Genomic DNA, 25,272 nt, shown 5'->3' on the forward strand with positions numbered 1-25,272 from the left:
GAAACCAGTCCTAATGGCCCAGACCCCTCTTCTCCTCCCCTCTTTTTGTTCCATTGTTATGCCCTCTTCCCCCCCTCCCCCCCCCCCTCTCCCCCCCCCCTCCCCCCCCCTCCAACCCCTCCCCCCCCCCCCCCCCCCCCCCCCCCCCCCCCCCCACCGTCGTGTTCCCGGAGGTCAGGCCGTGGCGGTCCGGGCGGCCTCCGCCTCGGCAGCGGCCCTGGCGGCGGCGCGGCGCTCGCCCTCGGCCTTGGCCTTCTTGCCGTAGTACACGGTCCACAGCACCAGCGCGCCGAGCACCGCGTAGGCCATGACGGGGCTGATCGCCACCATCGTGTCGGTGTCCAGCACGTAGGCCAGCGCGATGCGCACGCCCGCCTCCAGGAGGTAGGCCACACCCCAGACCGTGGTCATCACCCTCTGCGTCCGCCGGAAGCCCTCCAGCTGCCACAGGCCGTTCCACCAGGCGGTGCTCTCCGGCGTGCCGTCGGTCGCGAACTTGCGGCCGAAGTAGAACATCAGCGGACGCGGCGCGAGCAGGGTGGCCAGGCAGAGCAGCCCGAACAGCCCGGTGATGCAGGAGTCCTTGATGAGCAGGGTGCGGGTCGAGTTGGCGCCGACCAGGGACACCACGGCCGTGATGACGAGGAACGTCAGCGTCACCATGGCGAATTCGTCGAGCTTGCGGCGCCAGGCGAGGACCACGATGTTGTCGACCACGGGCCAGGCGCCGCTGATGAGCAGTGCGCTGACCTCGCTCCAGCCGTGGTCGTGCAGGTAGTTGTAGGTGATGATCGGCGCGACCACGTTGAGGCCGATCGTCAGGATCCAGCCGATCGCGGCCGCGCCGCCGGAGCGCGCCGGAGGCGCCGGCTGTGCTGCCTGAGGTGTGTGAGTGGACAAGGTTCCCCCTGGAACGTGCCTGACAAGTGCGGTAGGGGAACCGTAAGTTTTGACGAGTCACGAACAAGCATGACGCGCCCCAAAGGATCATCAAACCGTGCGGAATGATTAATTCCGGCCATGGTCGGACCGCGTCAGGCGCGCAGGCCCCGGACCACGAGGGCGGTGACCGCCTCGAACTCCTCGACGATCGTGGGCGAGTTCCATTCGGCCGCGTACTGCGGGTCGTGGAACCGCCCGGTGGCGTCGAACACCGCACGGGCGGCGGCCGGGACGTCCGCGGCGGCGAGGGTGCCCGCATCGACCCCCTCGGCGATGATCCGGCCAAGCTGGCCGATCAGCTGGGTCAGATGGTGGTCGACCACCCCGCTGTTCTCGGCCAGCAGCACCGTGTACGTCGCGAACAGCTCGGGGTCGTCGCCCGCCTTGTGGCGCTTGGCGTCGAACAGCGCCTCCAGCCACGCCTCCAGCTTGGTGGGGGCGCTCTCGCCGGAGGCGGAGGTGATCCCCTCCAGGCGGTCGACGCTCTTCGAGAGCCAGCGGTCGGTGACGGCCTCGCGCAGCGCCGCCTTCGACGGGAAGTGCCGGTAGACGCTGCCGTGGCTGACGCCCAGGGCGCGTGCCACGTCCACCACCGTGGCCTTGGTGGGGCCGAAGCGGCGCAGCACCTCCTCGGTGGTTTCGAGGATGCGCTCGGGGGTCAGGGGCTCGGCGGCAGCGGGTGACATGGGTACGACCGTACAGCCGCCTCAGTGCTCGCTGTCGAGGTGGGCCATCTGGGCCTCCGGGTAGCGCGCACCGGCGGCGGCTCCGGCCGGGACCGCGTCTTCAATGGCTGTGAGGTCGGCCTGGGTCAGCTCCACGTCCATGGCACCGAGTGCCTCGGCGAGGCGGTCCCGGCGGCGGGCGCCGACCAGCGGGACGATGTCCTCGCCGCGCGAGAGCACCCAGGCGATGGCGGCCTGGGCCACGCTGATGCCCTTGCCCTCGGCGACCTTGCGCAGTGCCTCGACCAGGTCGAGGTTGCGCTGGAGGTTCTCGCCCTGGAAGCGGGGGCTCATGCCGCGGAAGTCGCCGGGCGCCAAATCCCGGTCGCGCGAGAAGTGGCCGCTGATCAGGCCGCGGGAGAGGACCCCGTACGCGGTGACGCCGATGCCGAGCTCGCGGGCGGTCGGCAGGATCTCCTCCTCGATGCCGCGGGAGACCAGCGAGTACTCGATCTGGAGGTCGGAGACGGGCGCCACGGCCGCGGCCCGGCGCAGGGTCTCCGCCCCGACCTCGGACAGGCCGATGTGCCGCACGTGTCCCGCCTCGACGGCTTCGGCGATGGCGCCGATCGTCTCCTCGATCGGCACGTCAGGGTCCACGCGGGCGATCCGGTAGATGTCGATGTGGTCCCGGCCCAGCCGCTGCAGCGAGTAGGCGAGGAAGTTCTTCACGGCCGCCGGGCGGCCGTCGTAGCCGGTGAACCCGCCCTCGACCGTACGCAGCGCGCCGAACTTCACGCTGGTCAGCGCCTGCTCGCGGGCGGTGGAAGGCGCGGTGCGCAGGGCCTCGTTGATGAGTAGCTCGTTGTGGCCCATGCCGTAGAAGTCGCCGGTGTCGAGCAGTGTCACGCCGGCGTCCAGCGCCGCGTGGATGGTGGCGATCGATTCACCGCGGTCGGCCTCGCCGTAGAGCGCGGACATGCCCATGCAGCCGAGGCCGAGCGGGAAGACGGCGGGGCCGGTGGCGCCGAGGGTGCGGCGGGGGTGGGCGGGGGTCGGGCTGGTGTTCTGGTTCCTGTCCATGGAACGAGAATGGCATGACGGGTGACAGATTTCAATATCTGTCACCCGTCAGGGTGTGGTGGGTGGGTGCGAAGAGGGGCGGCAGGGAGGCGAGACGCGGGCGGGAAGGGTCGCGCGAGGACGCCGAAGTGCTGGCTGGGAGCCGGGTCTAGGGGAGGTCGGTCGAGGGGCGCGGCGGCTAGGCCGCGGCCCGCTCCAGCCTGCGGGCCGTCCGCAGGGCCGTCTCCCTGGCCCAGCGGCCGCTGGTCACGAGCCCCACGGCCAGGACGGCCAGACCGCAGGCGGTGATGATCCACCAGGCCGGAGCGGCGGCCGCGGCGAAGAGCGCGGGGTCCGACAGGCCCGTGCCGTCGGCGCCGCCCGCGACACCGGCCGCCAGGACGGCGCCGATGACGGCGACGCCCAGGGTGGCTCCGGTCTGCCGGCTCGTGGAGGCGATCGCGGCCGCGACGCCCGCCTGTGCCCGCGGCATGCCGGAGACGGCCGTGTTCGTGACGGGCGCGTTGACCAGGCCGACGCCGATCCCGAAAAGGGCGTACCCGGTGAACATCAGCGGGTACGAGGCGGCCGCCGAGAACGCCGCGAACAGCAGCCCGCTGGCGGCCGTCGCGGCCCCGGCCAGCACCAGCGGGAGCCGCGGCCCGCGGGAGGCGACGAGCAGCCCGGACAGGAGCGAGCACACGAAGGCGAGCGCGGCCATGGGCAGCATGAACAGCCCCGCGTGCAGCGCGTCCAGCCCCCGTACGTCCTGGAGGAAGAGGGTGTTCAGGAACAGGAACCCGGACAGCGCGGCGAACGCGCTGACCGCTATCACGGTGGCCCCGCTGAAGGGGGCGCTGCGGAAGAACCGCGGGTCGATCAGCGGGTCGGGCCGGCGCGGCTCGTACAGCAGCAGCCCCGCCAGCGAGGCCACGGCGAGGAGGGCGCAGCCGAGGATCACCGGGGACCGCCAGCCGAGGGCGGGGGCCTCGATGATCCCGTACGTGACCGAGCCGAGCAGGCCGATGACCAGCAGCTGGCCGACCGGGTCGGGGCGGCGCGACCGCTCGGCCCGCGACTCCGGGACGTAGCGCAGGGTCAGGGCGAGGCCCAGCAGCCCGACGGGGAGGTTGACCCAGAAGATCGACCGCCAGCCCGCCGATTCCACGAGCAGCCCGCCGATCACGGGCCCGGCCGCCATGGACAGGCCGGCCACCGCGCCCCAGGCGCCGATCGCGCGGGCCCGTTCGCGCGGCTCGGTGAAGGTGTTGGTGATGATCGACATGGCGACGGGGTTCAGCATCGAGCCGCCCGCCGCCTGGACCATCCGGAACGGGACGAGCCAGTGCAGCCCCGGCGCGAGCGAGCACAGCAGTGAGCCGGCCGTGAAGAGGACCAGGCCGGCGGCGAACACCCTGCGGCGCCCGATCCGGTCCGCGGTGGAGCCCGCCAGGATCAGCAGCGACGCCAGGACCACGGTGTAGGCGTCGATCGTCCACTGCATGCCGGAGACCGATGCACCCAGCTCGCGGCGCATCGACGGCAGTGCGACGTTCAGGACGGTGCTGTCGAGGCTGACCATGAGCAGGCTCGTGCAGCAGATCGCCAGCACCAGCATCCTCCGGCGGCGGCTCGGCTCCTGCATGCTTCTGATAGTACGCCTAACTAAAGAGATGTGTAGGGGGAGGCCGCTGGGCCACAATGGGGGGATGACCACGCTCCCCGCCCCCCTCGCGATCGGCCCGCACACCGTGCAGCCCCCGGTGGTGCTCGCGCCCATGGCCGGCATCACCAACGCCCCGTTCCGCACCCTCTGCCGCGAGTTCAGCGGCGGCAAGGGGCTGTTCGTGAGCGAGATGATCACGACCCGGGCGCTGGTCGAGCGCAACGAGAAGACCATGCAGCTGATCCACTTCGACGAGACCGAGAAGCCCCGCTCGATCCAGCTGTACGGGGTCGACCCCGTGACGGTCGGCAAGGCGGTCCGCATGATCGTCGAGGAGGACCGCGCCGACCACATCGACCTCAACTTCGGCTGCCCGGTCCCGAAGGTGACCCGCAAGGGGGGCGGCTCCGCCCTGCCCTACAAGCGGAACCTGCTGCGCGCCATTCTCCGCGAGGCCGTCGCGGGCGCCGGCGACCTGCCGGTGACCATGAAGATGCGCAAGGGCATCGACGACGACCACCTCACCTACCTGGACGCCGGCCGGATCGCGGTCGAGGAGGGCGTCACCGCCATCGCCCTGCACGGCCGCACCACCGCCCAGCACTACGGCGGCACCGCGGACTGGGAGGCCATCGCCCGGCTCAAGGAGCACGTCCCGGAGATCCCCGTGCTCGGCAACGGCGACATCTGGTGCGCCGAGGACGCGCTGCGCATGGTCCGCGAGACGGGCTGCGACGGCGTCGTGGTCGGGCGCGGCTGCCTGGGGCGCCCGTGGCTGTTCAACGACCTGGTGGCGGCCTTCGAGGGGCGCCCGGAGGACTTCCACCGGCCCGCGCTGCGCGAGGTCGCGGCGACCATGCACCGGCACGCGGAACTGCTGGGGGAGTGGATCGGCGACGAGGCGCGCGGGGTGATCGACTTCCGTAAGCACGTGGCCTGGTACCTGAAGGGCTTCTCGGTGGGTTCCGAGATGCGCAAGAAGCTGGCGGTCACCTCCTCCCTGGCCGAGCTCGACGCTCATCTGAGCGAGCTCGACCTGGACCAGCCCTGGCCCGAGAGTGCCGACGGCCCGCGCGGCCGCACGTCCGGAAACAACCGGGTTGTCCTGCCGGACGGCTGGCTGAAGGATCCGTACGACTGTGCAGGAGTCGGCGAGGACGCCGAACTGGACACGTCCGGAGGCTGAGAATCAGCTGACAAACTATGCCGCCGGCGGCGTGACATACGCCACGCATGGGTGGGGTTGCGCTCACATGAGCGCAAAAATCGCGGCTAAGACTTCCAAAGGGTGGCACTGGGTGCCACCCTTTGTTTGTTCAACTCTTGAACGCAAATGTATCGATGATCGCTCATCCGAGCGCAGGCAAGCCTCGGTAGGGGTCTCACCCTTCGGGATGTGAACGCGGTTCGCAGCTTTCGGCTACCTGCGAGTTACTTTCGATCCGGGGGCGCACGTGTGGTTACGGCCGCATGTCGGCCAAGTGGACGTACCCATAAGCCTTCGATCTGGGTATGTTCCTCGCCGTCAGGGCAGCCACCGAGTCCTCGAGGAGTCGAGACCCGTGTCGGAAAACAAGAACCAGAAGTTCGTCTACGACTTCACCGAGGGGAACCGCGACCTCAAGGACCTTCTCGGCGGCAAGGGAGCCAACCTCGCCGAGATGACCAACCTGGGTCTGCCGGTCCCTCCCGGCTTCACCATCACCACCGAGGCCTGCAAGGTGTACCTCGACAGCGGTGAGGCCCCGGCCGCCCTCCGCGACGAGGTCAGCGCCCACCTCGCCGCCCTCGAAGCGAAGATGGGCAAGAAGCTCGGCCAGTCGGACGACCCGCTCCTGGTCTCCGTCCGCTCCGGCGCCAAGTTCTCGATGCCCGGCATGATGGACACCGTCCTCAACATCGGCCTCTCCGACGCCTCGGTCGTCGGCCTCGCCGCCCAGGCCGACAACGAGCGCTTCGCGTGGGACTCGTACCGCCGCCTGATCCAGATGTTCGGCAAGACCGTCCTCGGCGTCGAGGGCGAGCTCTTCGAGGACGCGCTCGATGCGGCCAAGGAGGCCAAGAAGGTCACCGTCGACACCGACCTCGACGCCGCCGACCTCAAGAAGCTGGTCAAGGTCTTCAAGAAGATCGTCGCGAAGGAGGCCGGCCGCGAGTTCCCGCAGGACGCCCGCGAGCAGCTCGACCTCGCCGTCGAGGCGGTCTTCAACTCCTGGAACACCGACCGCGCCAAGCTCTACCGCCGCCAGGAGCGCATCCCCGGCGACCTGGGCACCGCGGTCAACGTCTGCTCGATGGTCTTCGGCAACCTCGGCCCGGACTCCGGCACCGGCGTCGCCTTCACCCGCGACCCCGCCAGCGGCCACCAGGGCGTCTACGGCGACTACCTGCAGAACGCCCAGGGCGAGGACGTCGTCGCGGGCATCCGCAACACCGTGCCGCTCGCGGACCTGGAGCAGCTCGACAAGAAGTCGTACGACCAGCTGATGCAGATCATGGAGACGCTGGAGACCCACTACAAGGACCTCTGCGACATCGAGTTCACGATCGAGCGCGGCCAGCTGTGGATGCTCCAGACCCGCGTCGGCAAGCGCACCGCCGGCGCCGCGTTCCGCATCGCCACCCAGCTCGTCGACCAGGGCCTGATCGACGAGGCCGAGGCCCTCCAGCGCGTCACCGGCCACCAGCTCGCGCAGCTGATGTTCCCGCGCTTCGACGAGGACGCCAAGACCGAGCTGCTCGGCCGCGGCATCGCCGCCTCCCCGGGTGCGGCGGTCGGCAAGGCCGTCTTCGACTCGTACACGGCCGTCAAGTGGTCCCGCTCCGGCGAGAAGGTCATCCTCATCCGCCGCGAGACCAACCCCGACGACCTCGACGGCATGATCGCCTCCGAGGGCATCCTGACCTCCCGCGGCGGCAAGACCTCGCACGCCGCCGTCGTCGCCCGCGGCATGGGCAAGACCTGTGTCTGCGGTGCCGAGGAGCTCGACGTCGACACCAAGCGCCGCCGGATGACGGTCGGCGACACGGTCATCGAAGAGGGTGACGTCGTCTCCATCGACGGTTCCACCGGCAAGGTGTACCTCGGCGAGGTACCCGTCGTACCGTCCCCGGTCGTCGAGTACTTCGAGGGCCGCATGCACGCCGGCGCCGACGACGCCGACGAGCTCGTCCAGGCCGTCCACCGGATCATGGCCTACGCGGACCGCGTCCGCCGGCTGCGGGTGCGCGCCAACGCCGACAACGCCGAGGACGCGCTGCGCGCCCGCCGCTTCGGCGCCCAGGGCATCGGCCTGTGCCGCACCGAGCACATGTTCCTCGGCGAGCGCCGCGAGATGGTCGAGCGCCTGATCCTCGCGGACACCGAGGACGAGCGCGAGGCCGCCCTCACCGAGCTCCTGCCGCTGCAGAAGAACGACTTCATCGAGCTGTTCGAGGCGATGGACGGCCTGCCCGTCACCGTCCGCCTGCTCGACCCGCCGCTGCACGAGTTCCTGCCCGACATCACCGAGCTGTCGGTGCGCGTCGCCCTCGCCGAGGCCCGCAAGGACCCCAACGAGAACGACCTGCGCCTGCTCCAGGCCGTGCACAAGCTGCACGAGCAGAACCCGATGCTGGGTCTGCGCGGTGTCCGTCTCGGCCTGGTCATCCCCGGCCTGTTCGCCATGCAGGTCCGGGCGATCGCCGAGGCCGCGGCCGTGCGCAAGGATGCCAAGGGCGACCCGCGCGCCGAGATCATGATCCCGCTCGTGGGCACCGTCCAGGAGCTGGAGATCGTCCGCGAGGAGGCCGACGCGATCATCGCCGAGGTCGAGGCCGCCACCGGCACCAACCTCAAGCTGACCATCGGCACGATGATCGAGCTGCCGCGCGCCGCCCTGACCGCCGCCCAGATCGCCGAGGCCGCGCAGTTCTTCTCCTTCGGCACGAACGACCTGACCCAGACGGTGTGGGGCTTCTCCCGCGACGACGTCGAGGCCAGCTTCTTCACCGCGTACCTGGAGAAGGGCATCTTCGGGGTCTCGCCCTTCGAGACCATCGACAAGGACGGCGTTGGCGCCCTCGTCCGCAGCGCCGCCCAGGCCGGCCGGGACACCCGCCCCGACCTCAAGCTCGGCGTCTGCGGCGAGCACGGCGGTGACCCCGAGTCCGTCCACTTCTTCCACGAGGTCGGTCTCGACTACGTCTCCTGCTCGCCGTTCCGGATTCCGGTGGCGCGTCTGGAGGCCGGTCGTGCCGCCGCCGAGTCGACGGGCAGCGACAGCCGCTGAAGCTCGCCTGAGGCCCGCTGAGGCCGCCTGAGAGTCCGCCTGCCCCCGGGTTCCCTGACCCCCGAGGGCAGGCGGGCGATTTTTTGTTGTTCAACAAATCTTTACGCCAGCAGGCGGTGGACGGATCCCCACCCGTCCACCGCCTGCTGTCAATCCGCCAGGCACGTCGGCGCATCCCGGTGCGACCGACCGCCAGGCCCCGCAAAGCCCCCCACGGCCTTCACGGAGCGTTTCGGTCGCACTGGAGTGTGTCTGGCGGAGTACAGCATTTCGGTTGTCACGCCCCCGCCGAAAGGGGTTTCAACTGTGGCCGAAAGGGCGTGGTGACGTCGTGTGACGGCGTGCATACTCATGGGGCGGGGGGATTGCGGTTGCACAGGTGGGGGTTCGGTGCTGCGTATCCATTTCACTGGAGTGGACCTGGCACGCGTGCGGATGGCAGGGCGTCCCGATGCGTTGTGGGAAACGATTCTGAGTTTTCACCGCTTAAGAGACCGGCGTGATGCCCGGCTCTTCGGTGAATGGCGTACGGAAACCCGCAGCAGGTTGAATGGTGAAACACGCTTGCTCGGCGCGCTCATACCGAGTCGCGGCTATTTCCCTGATTTCCTGACCCCTGCGGAGGGGCAGTACGGGTGGGACGTGGGCCTCGACGCGCTGCGCGGGCTGCACCCGGAGCGGATCCGGCGCGAGCTGGCCCTGCTCGGGACGGGCGCGCGGGTGGGTGCCGCCTTCGGCATGCCTGCGGGCACGGGCGGCGGCGTCGACACGGGCGTGCCGCGGCGGCTGCGGGAATTCATGGACGGCGGCACGGAGCACCTGCCGAGGCTGCTGGCGGAGCTGCGCGGATACCACCGGGCGGCGGTGGCCCCGTACTGGAACCACATCCAGGCCCAGATCGAAGCCGAGCGGGCCGCGCGCGGCCGTGCGCTGCTGGACGGCGGCGCGGACGAGCTGCTGGCCTCGCTGCCGCCCATGCTGCGCTGGCGCGCCCCCGTCCTGGAATGCGACTACCCCGTGGACCGCGACGTGTGGCTGCGCGGGCGCGGGCTGCTGCTCCAGCCGTCGTTCTTCTGCCGGCGCACCGCCGTCACCCTGCACGACCCGGAGCTGCCGCCGGTGCTGGTCTACCCGGCGGCGGCGCAGCTGGCCTCGGCGCCCACCGGAAGCGAATCGATTCGCCCCCTGGAGGAGCAGCGCCAGCGCACCCTGGGCAAGCTCGTCGGGCACACCCGGTCGGTGGTGCTGCGGGCCATCGGCGACGGCGCCACCACCAGCGAGCTCGCCCGCCGGGCCGGGGTCTCGCTGGCCTCCGCGAGCCAGCACGCCTGCGTGATGCGCGAAGCCGGGTTGGTGACCACCCTGCGCCGGGGGAACGCCGTCCTGCACACGGTGACGCCCCTCGGGGCCGCGCTGCTCAAGGGCGGCGCGGTGGCCTCGTAGCGTCCCGCGCAGCCCCGTACCCGGGCCGAGGGAGCCCGGGTACGGGGGCGCGGCGTTCCGCTCCGGAGCCGCCCGGAGGTTCGCGCGAGGCCCGTTCCGGGTGCAGTGTGCACCGATATCCGGTCCTCGGCGTTCGGAATCCGGCGCGAGATCCGTATTCCAACGGCGATTTCAAGCCACACGGGTGTGCGGTCCGGAAGGCCGTGTCCAGCACCGCGGCAGCGTCGTCCGTGCGCTGTGCGTGACGAATCCCGGGCCCGAGGTACCGTGCACGACGGGACCGTATTCCGGACGCATCGGGACCTTGAGCCCCTGGCCGGCCCCCGCATCGGGGAGGATGCTGGGGCCATGGACCCCTCCGCCGCCGACCACGACATCCGCGGCCGCGCCGACCTCGAGGTCGTGCTGCGCCGCTTCTACACGGCCGCCTTCGCCGACGGGCGGATCGGCCCGTTCTTCACGCAGATCGCCGGCACGGACCTCGACGTCCACCTGCCCCGGATCGCCGACTTCTGGGAGCGGGCCCTGTTCCGCAGCGCCTCGTACGACCGCGACCCCTTCGCCCCGCACGCCGCGCTGCACGCCGCGCGGGCCATGACCGCCGAGGACTTCGGCCGCTGGGTGCAGCTCTGGCACGCGGCCGTGGACGGGCGGCACCGGGGCCCCGTCGCCGAGCGGGCCAAGGCGATGGGCGAACGGATCGCGCTGGCCCTGCACCGGCGGCTGGCCGGGTCGGACGCCCCGCTGCACCGTGAGGGCGGCACGGGCTTCGTCCCGCTCGCCGCGCTGCGGCTCCGCTCGGCCGCCTGACCGGGCGGCCCGGCGGCGACGGGTGGGTCGGCACCGGCGCCCGGCTCGGCAGCGGCGCTGGCTCGGCACCGGCGCCCGGCACCGGCGCCCGGCCCGGGACCGGCAGTACCGCCCGCCGGGACGACCGGAGCACGCCGAGAGGGCCCGGGGTTCGCAATGCCCCCCGGGCCCTCCGGCGTGCTCCCGTACGCCGGGGCCCACCCGGCGGGACCGCACCGGCGGCGGGGTAGTCACGCGGCACCGAAGCCCGCCCGCCCCCGCCGCCGTGGAGTGCCCCCATGCGCCGTGGTCCCCTGTGCCCCCGCGTGCCCGCGGCCGGCCGGATCATCCCTGCCCCGGTTCCCGCCCTCGCCCCCGTCCTGGCCCTGGTCCTGGCCCTCGCGCTCGCCGGGGCCGCGGTCCCGGCGTCACCCGCCCGGGCCGACACGGTCACCCCCGACTCGGCGCCCGCCCTCCGCTTCGTCAGCTACAACATCTGCGGCAACATGTGCGGCGCCGCCCCGTACGACGACCAGCGGCGGATCGACAGCGTCGTCGCCCAGGCCGCGGTCGCCACCTGGAACGCCGACCAGGTCTTCCTCCAGGAGGTCTGCCGCCCCCAGTACGACGAGATCCTCCGCCGGCTCGCCCCGCTCGGCTTCGAGGGCTCCTACGCCGCCACCCTCGCGGGCCGGGCGTCCGTCTGCGGCGGCGCCGACTACGGCAACGCGGTCCTGGTGAAGGGGTCGGTCACGGACAGCGTCGAACTCGACCTCACCGTCGGCGGGGAGAGCGAGCCCATCACCGTGCCCTGCGTGCGCAGCCTGCTCCGGGGCCGCGCCAGTTGGGCCTGCTCCGTCCACCTGTACTGGGACGACGGCACGCTCGCCGCCCCCGAAGCGCAGGAGCTGGCCTCCCGGGCCGAGGCCTGGGAGGCCGAGGGCGTACCCGTGGTGCTCGGCGGCGACTTCAACCACTCGCCGCGCAGCAGCACCCTGACGCACTTCTACGACCCGTCCGTCGGCGACGGCGGGCAGGGCGTCTTCCTGGAGGCCGACGAGACCGACACCGACTTCTTCGACCCCGCCGTCTGCACGGCGGGGTCGACGGCGGGGTCGGACCCGCTGTGCCGCTCCGGCGAGCCCACCTGGTACGAGAAGAAGATCGACTACATCTTCTTCTCCACCTGCCACTTCACGACCCCCCGGGGCGACTCCCTGCCCCTCGACCCCCTGGTCTCCGACCACCGGATGCTGCGCGGCGCCGCCGCCGCCCGGGCCGCCGCGGGTCCGTGCGCCTAGGCCACCGCGGCCGAGGTCACGGCGGTCCGCACCGGATAGGTCCGCACCGACACCTCCTCGTCGTCCAGGCAGCGACCCGACTCCAGGTCGAAACGCTGCTTGAGCAGAGGCGAGGCCACGAAGGGCTGCCCCTCCACGCACCCGACCAGCCCCCGGGACAGCACCGCCGCGCCCGTGAAGGGGTCCCGGTTGTCGATGGCGTACGTCCAGCCCGAGCGGCCGAGGAACACCGCGGCCTGGCTGCCGTCGGGCAGCAGCACCGCCACCCCCCGCCCCGGGATCATGTCGGACAGCTCGCACACCGTCAGCCAGCCTTCGTCCACCTGCAGTTCCACGGTCATCGGGTGCCTCCCACGGCTTCCAGCGGCTGCCGGCCGGTCAGGATCGCCAGGTCGGGCTTGACCTGGTCACGTTCGGGCACGAACCGGACGGTCGGGTCCGGGGCCCCGGGCGCGTTGACGAAGGAGACGAACCGGCGCAGCCGTTCCGGGTCCTCCAAGGTCTCGGCCCATTCGTCGCGGTAGTTCGCGACGTGGTCCGCCATCAGCGACTCCAGCTCCCCGCACAGCCCGAGGGAGTCGTGCACCACGACGTCCCGCAGGTGGTCCAGGCCGCCCTCCAGCCGGTCCAGCCAGGTGGAGGTCCGCTCCAGCCGGTCCGCGGTGCGGATGTAGAACATCAGGAACCGGTCGATGAGGCGGACCAGTTCGGCGTCGGACAGGTCCTGGGCCAGGAGGTCGGCGTGGCGCGGGACGGCCCCGCCGTTCCCGCCGACGTAGAGGTTCCAGCCGTTCGCGGTCGCGATCACGCCGAAGTCCTTGCTCTGCGCCTCCGCGCACTCGCGGGTGCAGCCGGAGACCGCCGACTTGAGCTTGTGCGGGGCGCGCAGGCCCCGGTAGCGCAGCTCCAGGTCGATGGCCATCCGCACGCTGTCCTGGACCCCGTAGCGGCACCAGGTCTGGCCCACGCAGGACTTCACGGTCCGCAGCGCCTTGCCGTACGCGTGCCCGGACTCGAAGCCGGCGTCGACGAGCCGGGCCCAGATCCGCGGGAGCTGGTCCACGCTCGCCCCGAAGAGGTCGATGCGCTGCCCGCCGGTGATCTTCGTGTAGAGGCCGAAGTCCCGGGCGACCTCGCCGATCACGATGAGCTTGTCCGGGGTGATCTCGCCGCCGGGGATGCGCGGGACGACCGAGTACGAGCCGTTGCGCTGGAGGTTCGCGAGGAAGTGGTCGTTGGTGTCCTGGAGGGAGGCCTGCTCGCCGTCGAGGACGTACCCGCTCGCGCCGAGGGTGGGGGCGAGCGAGGCGATGATCGAGCCGACGGCCGGCTTGCAGACCTCGCAGCCGTCGCCGCCGCGGGCCTCCTCCCGGCCGTGGCCGTCCAGGAGCTGCTGGTACGAGGTCAGCCGCCGGGTGCGGACGATCTCGTACAGCTCGGCGCGGGTGAACGGGAAACAGCCGCACAGGCCCTTGTCGGCGGAGGCGGGCAGCAGCTGCTCGATCACCTTGACGCAGCCGCCGCAGCCGGTGCCCGCCTTGGTGCACTTCTTGACCTCGGGGAGGGTGGCGCAGGCGGTGATCGCCTTCTTGGTGACGTTGTGGCAGGAGCAGATGACCGCCGTGTCGGGGAGCGCGGACGGGCCGAGCTGCGCGGCGGGGGACAGCCCCGCGGGCAGCACCAGCTGGTCCGGGCTGACGGGCGGGACGCTGCCGGTGAGCGGGCGCAGCAGCCCGTACGCGTCGGCGTCGCCGACCAGGACCCCGCCGAGCAGCACCCCGTCGGGGGAGACGACCAGCTTCTTGTAGACGCCCGAGCGGGAGTCGGAGTAGACGACGTCGAGACTGTCCGCGGCGGTGCCGTGCGCATCGCCGAACGAGGCCACGTCCACACCGAGCAGCTTGAGCTTGGTGGACAGGTCAGCGCCGGTGAACTCCTTCTCCCGGCCCAGCAGGTCCTCGGCGGCGGTCTCGGCCATCTCGTAGCCGGGGGCGACCAGGCCGTACACCCGGCCGTCGGCGGCCAGGGCGCACTCGCCGACGGCGTAGACGCGCGGGTCGGAGGTGCGGCAGCGCGAGTCGACGGCGATGCCGCCGCGCTCGCCGACCGTCAGACCCGCGTCGCGGGCGAGCTGGTCGCGGGGGCGGACACCGGCGGAGAAGACGACGAGTTCCGTGTCGACGGTGGAGCCGTCGGAGAGCAGCATTGCGCTGACCCGGCCGTCCTCGCCGGTGAGGACCTCCTGGGTGCCGACACCGGTGTGCACGGTCAGGCCCATGTTCTCGATCGTGCGCAGCAGGGCCGCGCCGCCGCCCTCGTCGACCTGCACGGGCATCAGGCGCGGCGCGAACTCCACGATCCGGGTGGTCAGCCCGAGCCCCTTGAGGGCGCCGGCGGCCTCCAGGCCGAGCAGGCCGCCGCCGACGACCGCTCCGGACGTGCGGGTCGCGGCGTACTCCTCGATGGCGAGGAGGTCCTCGACGGTGCGGTAGACGAAGCAGCCGGGGGCGTCCTTGCCGGGCACGGGCGGCACGAAGGGGTAGCTGCCGGTCGCCAGGACGAGCACGTCGTACGGGAACACCCGCCCCGAGCGGGAGGTGACGGTACGGGCCCCGCGGTCGATGCTCTCGGCCGGGTCGCCGAGGTGGAGGTCGATGCCGTGCTGCTCCATGAAGCCGGCAGGGGTGAGGGAGAGGTCCTCGGGGCTGCTGCCGGAGAAGTACGAGGTGAGGTGGACCCGGTCGTAGGCGGGCCGGGGCTCCTCGCACAGCACGGTGATCCGGTGCGTGGCGGTGGCCCCGCGCTCGGCGAGCGCCTCCAGGTAGCGCTGGCCGACCATGCCGTGGCCGATGAGCACGATGGCGGGGGTGGGCGTGGATGCGGCCATGATCAGGAGCCTCCGTCGTCGGTGAGCAGGTGGAACAGATCGGTCAGGACTTCCTCGTCCTCCCAGCTGCGGGCGAGGGCGCCGACGCTGGAGAGCTCGCCGAGGAGGACGCCGCCGACGAGCCGGTCGCCGCGGACGACGACCTTCCGGTAGGTCCGGCGGGTGGCGTCCGAGAGTCGGACCACGTCGTCCCCGGGGAGCGGGGTGGTCTCGCCGAAGGCGGCGAGGTCGAGCGGGCCGGTGCCGCCGGCCGCGAGGGTCAGGCGGGTCAGGGCGCGGGTTCCGGTGTAGCCGGGCGCGGGCGGGGCGGTGGAGGTCAGCAGGGCGGCGAGGGAGTCGGCCTGCTCCAGTGCGGCGCCGGCCAGGCCGTACACACGGCCGGCGTGCTCGGCGCAGTCGCCGACGGCGTGGATGCGCGGGTCGTCGGTCCGGAGCCGGTCGTCGACGACGATGCCGGTGCGGACGGTGAGCCCGGCGGCCCGGGCCAGGCCGGTACGGGGGCGGACGCCGCAGGCCAGGACGACGAGGTCGGCGTCCAGGCGGTAGCCGTCGGCGAGCTCGACGGCGGTGACCCGGCGGCCTGAGCCGGCGCCGTCTGCGGGGCCGGGGTGGGGGGAGGTGCTCAGTCCGCGGACCCGGCACTCGGTGTGGATCTCGATGCCGAGGGCGGTCAGATGGGTGTGCAGCAGGGCCGAGGCCTCCGCGTCGAGCTGGCGTTCCATCAGGCGCTCGCCCTGCTGGGCCAGGACGACCTGGGCGCCCCGCTCGGCCAGCGCGCGGGCCGCGGACACGCCGAGCAGGCCACCGCCGATGACCACCGCGCGCACGCCCGGCCCGGCCGTCGCGGCCGCCGACAGCGCCAGGCAGTCGTCCATGGTCCGGAACGCGTGGACCCCGTCCGGGAGTTCCCGGCCCTCCCGGGAGGCCGCCCCGCCTCCGGCGGTGCCGCCGGGCTCGAAGAGTCCGCGCAGCGGCGGCAGCACGGCGTTCGAGCCCGTGGCCAGGACCAGGGCGTCGTACTGCTCCGTGGTGCCGTCGTCGCAGTGCACCGTCCGGGAGGCCCGGTCGATCCGGACCGCCCGCACCCCCCGCCGCAGCGCCGGGCCGGGATCCGGAAGGGCGGCGACCTCCGGCGCGTACCGCCCGGCGAGGACCTCGGCGAGCAGCACCCGGTTGTACGGGACGTGCGTCTCCTCGCCGAGGACGGTGACCCGCACGGCCGGGCTCGCGCCCAGCCGCTGCGCGAGCCTGAGGCCCGCGAGGCCGCCGCCGATCACCACCACACGCTGTTGCTCCGAGGTCATGACACGAGCGTGGGGGGAGGCTGTTTCCCCTCGGCATCGCGCTTGTTACCCGAACGGAACGCCCACCTCAGCGCGCGGGCCGACGGGCGGTGAGGCCCCGCGGGCCCCGGTCCGGGCCGCCGGGGCCGGGGCCGGGGCGGGGCGGGGCCGGGGTTGCGACACGGGCGAAGCTCAACCTTTGCGCAAGTTTTCGGGGATCGATGGCCGTTGCACCGAACCAGTCCTTAGGGTCATCGTGTGCCTGACATGTCAACGACCATGCTCATCGTCCTGTGCGCGGCCGCCGCCGCAGCCGGCTGGATCGACGCGGTGGTGGGCGGCGGCGGACTGCTGCTCCTGCCGGCCCTGCTGCTCGGCCTGCCGAACGCCCACCCCGCAACGGTGCTCGGCACCAACAAGGCCGTCGCCGTCGTCGGGACCACGGGTGCGGCCGTGGCGTACGCGCGCAAGGCGCCGGTGGACGTGGGGCTCGCGGTCCGGATCGGTTTGGCGGCCCTTGCCGGATCCATGGGCGGCGCCGCGCTGGCCGGCGGGATCAGCAAGGACGCCCTGCGCCCGATGATCATGCTGGTGCTCCTGGTCGTCGGCGCCTTCGTCGCCTTCCGGCCCGCGTTCGGCGCCGTCCCCGCGGCCGCCGCGGTCAGTCGGCAGCGGGTACTGCTCGCCATCGGGCTCGCCGGGCTCGGCATCGGTTTCTACGACGGGCTCATCGGCCCCGGGACGGGTACCTTCCTGGTCCTCGCCCTGACCGCACTGCTCCACCTCGACCTGGTCACCGCCTCGGCGACTGCCAAGATCGTCAATGTGTGCACGAACGCGGGCGCGCTCGCGATGTTCGCCTACCAGGGGATGGTGCTGTGGCAGCTGGCCGCCCTGATGGCGGTCTTCAACCTGGCCGGCGGCATGATCGGGGCGCGGATGGCGCTGAAGAAGGGGAGCGGTTTCGTCCGCGGGGTGCTGCTGACCGTGGTCGGGGCCCTCGTGGTCAAGCTCGGCATCGAGCAGTGGGGCTGAGGGCACCGTCCGCGTCCGGACCGTCAGTACGTGCCCGTCAGGTGGGCGAAGACCACCACGTTCCCCCGGTATCCGGTCCGGGGCGAGAAGCCCCCGCCGCAGGTGATCACCCGGAGCTCGGCGCGCGGTGAGGGCCCGTACACGCGCGCGTCCGGGAAGTGCTGCGCGTCGTACACCTCGACCGCGTGGACGGTGAACACGGCCGTCCGCCCGTCCGCGCGCGGCACCTCGACGGTCGCCCCGCGGTGCAGCGCGCCCAGCCGGTAGAACACCGCCGGCCCGGAGGCGTGGTCCACGTGGCCGACGACGACCGCCGTGCCCACGGCGCCCGGGGTGGTGCCGTCCCGGTACCAGCCCGCCAGGTCGCGCCGGGCCGGCGGCGGCACTTCGAGACTCCCGTCGCGGGCCAGGCCGAGCCCGGTCAGCGGGGCGTCCACCCGGATGGACGGGATCCGGATCCGGGTCGGCGGGGATCCGGCCAGCGGATCGATGCTGCCCGGGTAGTGCGCCTGCCCGCCGCCGCTCAGGGCCTCGGCGGGGGAGGGCAGCGGGGGCCCGACCGGCTCGCCGGAGCCGGTGCCGACGAGCCAGATGCCGATGCAGGCGGTGAGCGCGACGAGCCCGCCGCGGCCGGCCTGGCTGGCGCCCATGCAATGCCCCCTTGGTGTACGGCCGTGTACGGCGGCCCTGCGTGTGAGCCGTCGCCCGGCCCCGCGAACGGGGGGACCTCGCGGGGCGGGCGACGGGGGGCGGTACCGGTCGGACCGCGGCCGCAGCCGCGGTGGGCGCCCGTCAGCTCCGCGTGCCGCTCGCCCGGCGACGCAGGAGCCAGGTACCGCCGACGGCGGCCGCGGCCAGCAGGGCCGCTCCCGCCGTGATCCGGACGGGTTTCGCGGTGGTGGTCGTCCCACCACCCACCCCGGTTGCCACGTGGCCCTGCGGGCCGCGTGCGGTGACGACCAGGTCTCCGGTGGCGTACTTCCCGTCGGTGCAGGTCGCGCCGATGCTGTACGTGCCCGGTCGGGTGTCGCGGGCGACCTGGAACTGCCCGACGACCACCTCCTCGTGGGTGCCGGGCACCAGCCTGAAGCGGCCGCCGCCGACCATGGTGGCGTCGCCGTCGGCGCGCCCGCCCGGCCCGCACGCCGTGGTGTTGGCGGTGATCGTGCCCCCCGGGGCGGCCGACGTGGGCCAGACCTCCAGTACGGCGAAGTCGCCCGGGGCGGAGCCGGCCCTGCCGGGGCCCGCGGCGGCGGTCCCGCGCGCGGCCCCGCTCGTGGTGCCACCCGCGACCGCACCGGCGACCGGGCCGGCGAACGCGGCGGCGGTGAGCGCGGTGACGGTGAGCACGTGGGCGGTGCGACGGCGCATGGCGGCTCCTGGGGACACGGGCTCCTGGCGACCCGGGGTCGTGGAGACACGAGGTCGTGCTCCCGTGGTACCCCCTCCGCGCGGGCCACCGCCTGCTGATGCCGCGTCAGCTGAGTCGACGCGGTCGACGTTCCCGCAGCTCATGGCCCCCGATTCGGCCGACCGGGGGACCGGGCCCGTCCGGGTGACGGCGGTGCGTACCGTGGAGGGGCCCGGGGGAGTCCGGGACGAGGTCCGGGGAGACGAGACGGAGGGCCCGTGACATCAGCGATCGGCGGAGGTGGCGGCGGCCCGGTGGGCGCCGAGCTGCCCTTCTTCGTGTACGGCACCCTGCGGCCCGGCGAGGTCAACCACGGCCTGTTCCTGAGCGGCCGCACCGCGGCCGAGGACCCCGCCCGGCTGCCCGGCGTGCTGCTGTACGACGGCCCCGGCTACCCGTACGCCGTCCGGCAGGAGGGGGCGGAGGTCGTGGGCGAGCTGATCACCGCGGCACCGGGTGCGTACGCGACGCTGCTGGCCGAACTGGACCGGCTGGAGGAGTTCCACGGTCCCGGCCTGCCGGTGAACGTGTACGACCGGGTCCGCTGCGACGCGGTCCGCCCGGACGGTACGCGCACCCCCGCCTGGGTCTACCTGGCGGCCCCGCCGCTGGCCCGCAGGCTGCGCGCGTCGGGCACGGAGATACCCGGCGGGGACTGGCTCGGCCGCCGGTCGCCGGGTCGGCCCCTGCCGCCGGGCTGACCGCGCCGGGCCGACCGCGCCGGGCCGACCTCACCCGCGCCGGACCGTACGGGTCGGGCCGCAGCGACCGCTCCCGAGGTGGTTACAGCCCCTCGGCGCCGCGGTTGCGCAGCCGCTGGCCGTACTGCTGGAGGACCCACAGCTCTTCCTGGACCGCCGCCAGCTGCTCCGGCGGCGCCTGTACGCCCAGCCGGGCCATGGTGCCGGTGATCTCGTGGACCCGGCGGTCGACCGCGCGCAGTCGGACCTGGACCAGCTGGACCCCGGCGTAGGCCTCGTCGACCGTCCGGGAGCGGATGGCCTCCACCGCCAGTTCGGTGACCAGCGCGCGGACGGTGTCGTTCGGCGCCGCGGCGCGGACCCGGGCCAGGTAGTCGTCGCCGCCGAGCGAGACGCCGCCCGCGTCCAGGATCGCCTGGCGGACCGCCCCGTACGGCGGGGCGGTGAACTCGTCCACCCCGTACGCGTCGAAGGCCGGCGAGACCAGCTCGGGCCGCTGCAGGGCCAGCTTCAGCAGCTCGCGCTCCGTCACGTGGACCGGGTTGCGCAGGTTGAGCGCGGGACCGCCCGCGGGGGCGGCCGGCGCCTGCACGGCCTCGTACGGGCGGCCCGCGGCGGCGGCCGGAGGCCGGTCCCCGGCGCCCGGACGCCCGCCGCGCTCGCGCGCCCAGCGGGCCAGCTGCGCGACCCGCTTGACCACGAACTGCTCGTCGCGGATGCCGAGCATGCCCGCCAGCTGGACCGCCGACTCGTGCTGGATCGCGATGTTCTTGATGCCGGCGACGACCGGGGCGGCCTCGTCGAGGGCGGCCGCTCGGCCCGCCGGGTTCTCCAGGTTGTGCCGGGCCACGATGTGCCGCAGCGCGAACTCGAACAGCGGGGTGCGGGACTCCACCAGCGCGGACACGGCCCCGTCGCCCTGGGCCAGGCGCAGGTCGCAGGGGTCCATGCCGCCCGGGGTGATGGCGATCGAGGTCTCGGCGGCGAACTTCTGGTCGTCCTCGAAGGCGCGCAGCGCGGCCTTCTGACCGGCCGCGTCACCGTCGAAGGTGAAGATCACCTCGGCGGTCGCGTTGTCCATCAGCAACCGGCGCAGGATCTTGACGTGCTCGCCGCCGAAGGCGGTGCCACAGGTCGCGATCGCGGTGGTGACCCCCGCCAGGTGGCAGGCCATCACGTCGGTGTAGCCCTCGACGACCACCGCCCGCGAGGTCCGCGCGATCTCCTTCTTCGCCAGGTCGATGCCGTACAGCACCTGGGACTTCTTGTAGATCGGCGTCTCGGGCGTGTTCAGGTACTTGGGGCCGTTGTCGTCCTCGCGCAGCTTGCGCGCGCCGAAGCCGACCACCTCGCCGCTGATGTCGCGGATCGGCCACATGAGCCGGCCGCGGAAGCGGTCGATGGGCTTGCCGCTGCGGCTGTCCTGGGACAGGCCGGAGGTGATCAGCTCGCGGTCGGTGAAGCCCTTGCCGCGCAGGAAGCGGGTCAGGTGGTCCCAGCCGGCCGGGCTGTAGCCGACGCTGAAGTACGTGGCCGCGCCCTGGTCGAAACCCCGCTCGGCCAGGAACCTGCGGGCGATCTCCGCCTCGGCACCGTTCAGCTGGTCGATGTAGAACTGGGCGGCCGCCTTGTGCGCCTCGACCAGCCGGATCCGCTCGCCGCGGCCGCTGGTGCCCGCGGTGTAGCCGCCCTCCTCGTAGCGCAGGGTGATGCCCGCCTGGGCGGCCAGCCGTTCGACCGCCTCCGAGAACGACAGGTGGTCGATCTTCATGATGAAGTCGAGGGTGTCCCCGCCCGCCTGGCAGCCGAAGCAGTGGTAGAGGCCCTTGCTGGGGCTGACCTGGAAGGACGGGGACTTCTCGTCGTGGAAGGGACACAGTCCCTTGAGGTTGCCGCCGCCGGCGTTGCGCAGCTGCAGGTAGTCGGAGACCACGGCGTCGATCGGGACCGCGTCCCGTACCGCCTTCACGTCGTCGTCGTTGATCCGTCCTGCCACCCGTGAAGTCTACGGCCGGACGCGGGAAAACCCTCAGGCGCCCCGGCCCGCCACCAGCGAGCTGAGCGGAACCGAAGGATCCGCAAGGTCCTCGCGGTTGACCGGCGCCTTCGACCTGATCAGGGCCTGGATGTCGTCCGTGACGTCCCACACGTTCACGTTCATGCCGGCCAGCACCCGCCCGTCCGACAGCCAGAACGCGATGAACTCCCGCTTGGCCGCGTCGCCGCGGATGAGGACCTGGTCGTAGCCGCCCGCCGGGGCGTACCCCGAGTACTCCAGGCCGACGTCGTACTGGTCCGAGAAGAAGTACGGCACCCGGTCGTAGCTGATCTCCTGCCCGAGCATGGACCGCGCGGCGGCCGGGCCGCCGTTGAGGGCGTTCGCCCAGTGCTCGACGCGGAGCCGGGTCCCCAGCAGCGGGTGGTGGGCGGCGGCCACGTCCCCGACCGCGTAGATGTCCGGGTCCGACGTGCGCAGCGAGGCGTCCACCGCGATGCCGCCGCCGTGTTCCCGGTCGACGAGCGCCAGGCCGGAGGTCTCCGCCAACGCCGTGCGCGGGGCGGCGCCGATCGCGGCGAGCACGGCGTGCGCCGGGAGCTCCTCACCGCCGTCCGTGCGGGCGGCGAGCACCATGCCGTCGTGCCCGACGATCTCGGTGAGGCGGGTCTCGAAATGGAAGCGGACGCCGTGCTCGGCGTGCAGGTCGGCGAAGAGGCGGCCGATCTCCGGCCCGAGCACTCCGTACAGCGGGGTGGCCAGCGGCTCGACCACGGTGACCTCGGCCCCGTACCCGCGGGCAGCGGCGGCCACCTCCAGGCCGATCCAGCCGGCGCCCGCGATCAGCAGGTGCCCGTTGTCCCGGCCGAGGCCGGCCAGGACCGCCCGCAGCCGCTCGGCGTGCGCCAGCCGGCGCAGGTGGTGCACCCCGGCCAGGCCGGTGCCCGGGATGTCCAGGCGGCGCGGTTCGGCCCCGGTGGCGAGCAGCAGCTTGTCGTACTGCAGGGCGGTGCCGTCGCCGAGGACGACCTTCTTCGCCTCCCGGTCGAGGTGCACCGCGGGCTGGCCGAGGTGCAGCTCGACGTCGGCGCGGGCGTACCAGGACGCCTCGTGGACGAAGACGCTGTCGCGCTCCTCCTTGCCCTGGAGGTAGCCCTTGGACAGCGGGGGCCGTTCGTACGGGTGGTCGCGCTCGTCGCCGATCAGGATCACCCGCCCCGTGAACCCCTCGGAGCGCAGCGTCTCCGCCGCCTTGGCCCCGGCCAGACCCGCGCCCACGATGACGTACGTCCGGTGTGCGTCGACCACCTGATGCCTCCTCATAACCTCACCGCCACTTGCGACCACATGCGAGCGTCCCGCACCGAGCCTGCCGCGTGAAGGGGGAGTGGCCCGATCGGATCACCCTTCGGTGCGGAGGGTGCGGCGGGTGAGCCGGGCGTGCAGGGAGCGCGCCGATGCGTCGGTCAGGCACGCGATCTGGTCGATGACGGCGCGTTTGCGGGCCTTGTCGTCCGGGGCCCCGTCGAAGATCGCACGGAACTGGGGGTCGAGGCCCTCGGGCGCGCGGGCGAGCAGCGCCTCGGCGAGTTCGGCCAGGACGATGCGCTGGTCGGCGCGCAGCCGCTCCTGCTCGTCACGCTGTATCACGTACAGGTCGGCGACGGCCTTGAGGACCGCGCACTCGTTGCGCGCCTCGCGCGGCACGACCAGCTCGGCCGCGTACCGGGTCAGCCGGCCCGAGCCGTACGTCGCGCGGGTGGCGCCCTCGGCGGCCAGGCAGAACCGGCCGATCAGCTGGCTCGTGGCGTCCTTCAGGCGGGCCTGGGCGACGGCCGAGCCGTCGTAGCCGTGCGGCCACCACTCCTGCTCCATCAGCCGGTCGAGGGCCTCGCGCAGCTCCTCCGGGTCGGTGTCGGCGGGGACGTACCGGCCGATGGCGACCTGTCGGATCGCGGCGCGTTCCGGCTCGGCGAACAGCAGGTTGGGGTCGATGTGCCCGGCGTGCAGGCCGTCCTCGAAGTCGTGGACGGAGTACGCGACGTCGTCCGACCAGTCCATGACCTGGGCCTCGAAGCACTTGCGGCCGGCGGGCGCGCCGCGGCGCAGCCACGCGAAGACGGGCAGGTCGTCCTCGTACGCGCCGAACTTGACCGAGTCGGGGTCGGTGGGGTGGCCGCCGCGGGCCCAGGGGTACTTGGTGGCGGCGTCCAGGCAGGCCCGGGTGAGGTTGAGGCCGACGCTGACGGGCCCGCCGGTCGTCGGATCGGCCGTGAACCGCTTCGGCTCCAGCCGGGTCAGCAGGCGCAGCGACTGCGCGTTGCCCTCGAAGCCGCCGCAGTCCTTGGCGAACTCGTTCAGCGCTTCCTCGCCGTTGTGCCCGAAGGGCGGGTGGCCCATGTCGTGCGAGAGGCAGGCCGCTTCCACCAGGTCGGGATCGCAGCCGAGGGCCGCGCCGAGCTCGCGGCCGACCTGGGCGCACTCCAGGGAGTGCGTCAGGCGGGTGCGGGGGCTGGCGTCCCAGTCGTACGAGCGGCTGCCGGGCGTGACGACCTGTGTCTTCCCGGCGAGGCGGCGCAGCGCGGCCGAGTGCAGCACGCGGGCGCGGTCGCGCTGGAAGGCCGTCCGGCCCGGGCGCTTGTCGGGCTCGGGGGCCCAGCGCTCGGTGTCGGCAGCGGAGTAGGAGTCTCCGGGGCCCCCGGGGCCTGCGGGGCCTGCGGGGTCGGCGGGGTCGTGCGGACGGACGGGTGAGGTGCCTGCCATGCCTTCCATGCTCCGACGGTAACCGCAGACGCCGACAATCCGAGGAATCCGGCGCCGCCCGTCCTCAGGCGGTGGCGAGTTCCAGCGGGGTCCCGGCCGTCGGGGCGGCCAGGGCCTGGTCGTAGCGCCGCAGGACGAGGCGGGCCAGGGCCGGGTGGTCGCCGAGCGGGGCGGCCGCCGGTCCGGTCGCGGCGGCGGCGCTCTGCGCGGCGAAGCGGCCCGGCGCGGTGAAGTACGAGGCCACGGCGACCCGGTGGTGGCCGCGGGCGGTCAGGGCGCGGACCGCGTCGGGCACGGCGGGCGCCGCGGCGGAGGCGTAGGCCGCGACGACGGCCGTCCCGCCGAGGCGCTCGGACAGCAGGGCGGCGGTGCGCCGGGTGTCGGCCGCCGCGTCGGGGTCGCGGGAGCCGGCCGCGGCGAGCACGACTGCGGTGTGGGCGTCCGGGTTCCAGCCGGCCTCCAGGAGGCGCTCGTGCAGGGCCTCGACGAGCAGCGGGTGCGGGCCGAGCGGGGCGGCGACGCGGGCGTCGGCGTGCCGGGCCGCGGCCGCGGGGAGGTCCCGTTTGACGTGGTACCCGCGGCCGAGGAGGAGGGGGACGAGGACGACCGGGCCGGGGGTGCGCCGCAGGGTGTCGGCGAGCAGCGGCCGGTTCAGCTCGACGTGGCCGAGCCGGACGTCGAGGCGGGGGCGCAGTTCGCGGATCCGCTCGACCAGGGCCTGGACGGTGGGGAGGGCGCGCGGGTCGCGGCTGCCGTGGGCGACGGCGACGAGGGTGGGGTGCATGCGTGGACTCCGTGGGACCGGGCCCCCGGCGGTCTCAGTCCGCGCAGCTGCGTGCCGAGTTGGGCGGTGATCCGGTTCAGCAGCTCAGCGGCCGTGGCGGCGGGAAGCGGGAGGGATGGGGACTCGGGAGGGTGCACCGGCTCCGTCATGAACCGATCCTGCGGGGTGCAGGTTGCAGGGGCGTTGCGCCGGGATGACGGGTTTTTTCAAGCTGCTCACTCGGTCATTCGTACGAGTGAAAGAGGGGGTGGGGGGAACCCGGGCCGCGGACTC

Annotated in this window: 20 protein-coding genes; 7 read left to right on the plus strand and 13 right to left on the minus strand. The window is 73.1% G+C overall.

The features are described 5' to 3' along the window. Positions 1-174: 174 nt before the first annotated feature. The 4 genes from ACZ4VL_RS12215 to ACZ4VL_RS12230 all read right to left on the minus strand — a co-directional run bounded on the left by ACZ4VL_RS12215 (position 175) and on the right by ACZ4VL_RS12230 (position 4,314). Positions 175-900: a VC0807 family protein gene (locus ACZ4VL_RS12215; RefSeq protein ID WP_468198829.1), complete on the minus strand. Its 726-nt coding sequence runs from the start codon at positions 898-900 to the stop codon at positions 175-177. Positions 901-1,034: 134 nt separating this feature from the next. Continuing rightward, positions 1,035-1,628 carry a TetR/AcrR family transcriptional regulator gene (locus ACZ4VL_RS12220; protein ID WP_468198830.1) on the minus strand — a complete coding sequence of 198 codons (594 nt, stop codon included), beginning with the start codon at positions 1,626-1,628 and terminating at the stop codon, positions 1,035-1,037. A gap of 21 nt (positions 1,629-1,649) precedes the next feature. Further along, on the minus strand, positions 1,650-2,690 hold the full coding sequence (locus ACZ4VL_RS12225) for an aldo/keto reductase (protein WP_468198832.1): 1,041 nt from the start codon (positions 2,688-2,690) through the stop codon (positions 1,650-1,652). Between the two features lie 178 nt (positions 2,691-2,868). Then, the gene (locus tag ACZ4VL_RS12230) at positions 2,869-4,314 is read right to left on the minus strand and encodes an MFS transporter (protein ID WP_468198834.1); all 1,446 of its coding nucleotides are present in this window, start codon (positions 4,312-4,314) and stop codon (positions 2,869-2,871) included. Between the two features lie 64 nt (positions 4,315-4,378). Between ACZ4VL_RS12230 and dusB the strand changes: the two genes are divergently transcribed. The 5 genes from dusB (at position 4,379) to ACZ4VL_RS12255 (ending at position 12,139) form a co-directional block, all read left to right on the plus strand. Continuing rightward, positions 4,379-5,521 carry a tRNA dihydrouridine synthase DusB gene (dusB, locus tag ACZ4VL_RS12235; RefSeq protein ID WP_468198836.1) on the plus strand — a complete coding sequence of 381 codons (1,143 nt, stop codon included), beginning with the start codon at positions 4,379-4,381 and terminating at the stop codon, positions 5,519-5,521. A gap of 376 nt (positions 5,522-5,897) precedes the next feature. After that, positions 5,898-8,606 (plus strand): pyruvate, phosphate dikinase, encoded by a 2,709-nt coding sequence (ppdK, locus tag ACZ4VL_RS12240; RefSeq protein WP_468198838.1) that lies wholly within the window; start codon positions 5,898-5,900, stop codon positions 8,604-8,606. A 390-nt stretch (positions 8,607-8,996) separates the two neighbouring features. Then, positions 8,997-10,049 carry an ArsR/SmtB family transcription factor gene (locus ACZ4VL_RS12245; protein ID WP_404237932.1) on the plus strand — a complete coding sequence of 351 codons (1,053 nt, stop codon included), beginning with the start codon at positions 8,997-8,999 and terminating at the stop codon, positions 10,047-10,049. Between the two features lie 348 nt (positions 10,050-10,397). Further along, positions 10,398-10,859, plus strand: coding sequence for a group III truncated hemoglobin (locus ACZ4VL_RS12250; RefSeq protein ID WP_468198840.1), 462 nt, complete (start codon positions 10,398-10,400; stop codon positions 10,857-10,859). Between the two features lie 278 nt (positions 10,860-11,137). Beyond that, positions 11,138-12,139 (plus strand): endonuclease/exonuclease/phosphatase family protein, encoded by a 1,002-nt coding sequence (locus ACZ4VL_RS12255; protein WP_468198842.1) that lies wholly within the window; start codon positions 11,138-11,140, stop codon positions 12,137-12,139. Here the strand turns inward: ACZ4VL_RS12255 and nirD are convergent. The 3 genes from nirD to ACZ4VL_RS12270 are packed head-to-tail and all read right to left on the minus strand — an operon-like array spanning position 12,136 to position 16,330. Then, entirely contained in the window at positions 12,136-12,480 is a 345-nt protein-coding gene (gene nirD / locus ACZ4VL_RS12260; RefSeq protein ID WP_468198844.1) for a nitrite reductase small subunit NirD, read from the minus strand. The two genes, ACZ4VL_RS12255 and nirD, sit on opposite strands and share 4 nt — an antisense overlap. Next, positions 12,477-15,026, minus strand: coding sequence for a nitrite reductase large subunit NirB (nirB, locus tag ACZ4VL_RS12265; protein ID WP_468198847.1), 2,550 nt, complete (start codon positions 15,024-15,026; stop codon positions 12,477-12,479). Before nirB ends, nirD begins: the two co-directional genes overlap by 4 nt. A gap of 2 nt (positions 15,027-15,028) precedes the next feature. Continuing rightward, positions 15,029-16,330: an NAD(P)/FAD-dependent oxidoreductase gene (locus ACZ4VL_RS12270; protein WP_468198849.1), complete on the minus strand. Its 1,302-nt coding sequence runs from the start codon at positions 16,328-16,330 to the stop codon at positions 15,029-15,031. Between the two features lie 246 nt (positions 16,331-16,576). On the opposite strand from ACZ4VL_RS12270, the gene ACZ4VL_RS12275 reads away from it, so the two are divergent. Continuing rightward, complete coding sequence (locus ACZ4VL_RS12275) at positions 16,577-17,344, plus strand: sulfite exporter TauE/SafE family protein (RefSeq protein WP_468199020.1); 768 nt, start codon at positions 16,577-16,579, stop codon at positions 17,342-17,344. A gap of 23 nt (positions 17,345-17,367) precedes the next feature. Here ACZ4VL_RS12275 and ACZ4VL_RS12280 read toward each other — a convergent pair whose 3' ends face one another. Together ACZ4VL_RS12280 and ACZ4VL_RS12285 are read right to left on the minus strand one after the other, a co-directional pair. Next, positions 17,368-17,994 (minus strand): class F sortase, encoded by a 627-nt coding sequence (locus tag ACZ4VL_RS12280; RefSeq protein ID WP_468198850.1) that lies wholly within the window; start codon positions 17,992-17,994, stop codon positions 17,368-17,370. Between the two features lie 142 nt (positions 17,995-18,136). Next, positions 18,137-18,715, minus strand: coding sequence for a hypothetical protein (locus ACZ4VL_RS12285; RefSeq protein ID WP_468198852.1), 579 nt, complete (start codon positions 18,713-18,715; stop codon positions 18,137-18,139). A 258-nt stretch (positions 18,716-18,973) separates the two neighbouring features. Here ACZ4VL_RS12285 and ACZ4VL_RS12290 point away from each other — a divergent pair, with 258 nt between their 5' ends. Next, positions 18,974-19,456, plus strand: coding sequence for a gamma-glutamylcyclotransferase family protein (locus ACZ4VL_RS12290; protein ID WP_468198854.1), 483 nt, complete (start codon positions 18,974-18,976; stop codon positions 19,454-19,456). Positions 19,457-19,538: 82 nt separating this feature from the next. Here the strand turns inward: ACZ4VL_RS12290 and dnaG are convergent, their stop codons facing one another. The 4 genes from dnaG to ACZ4VL_RS12310 form a co-directional block, all read right to left on the minus strand. Further along, positions 19,539-21,452, minus strand: a complete 1,914-nt coding sequence (dnaG, locus tag ACZ4VL_RS12295) for a DNA primase (RefSeq protein ID WP_468198857.1) — start codon at positions 21,450-21,452, stop codon at positions 19,539-19,541. Positions 21,453-21,485: 33 nt separating this feature from the next. After that, a complete protein-coding gene (locus ACZ4VL_RS12300; protein WP_468198858.1) occupies positions 21,486-22,760 on the minus strand; it encodes an NAD(P)/FAD-dependent oxidoreductase in 1,275 nt (424 codons plus the stop codon). A gap of 93 nt (positions 22,761-22,853) precedes the next feature. After that, positions 22,854-24,224, minus strand: a complete 1,371-nt coding sequence (locus ACZ4VL_RS12305) for a deoxyguanosinetriphosphate triphosphohydrolase (RefSeq protein ID WP_468198860.1) — start codon at positions 24,222-24,224, stop codon at positions 22,854-22,856. A gap of 55 nt (positions 24,225-24,279) precedes the next feature. Beyond that, entirely contained in the window at positions 24,280-24,999 is a 720-nt protein-coding gene (locus ACZ4VL_RS12310) for a sirohydrochlorin chelatase (protein ID WP_468198862.1), read from the minus strand. Between the last annotated feature and the right edge of the window lie 273 nt (positions 25,000-25,272).

Source organism: Streptomyces sp. NPDC029014 (assembly GCF_055564695.1).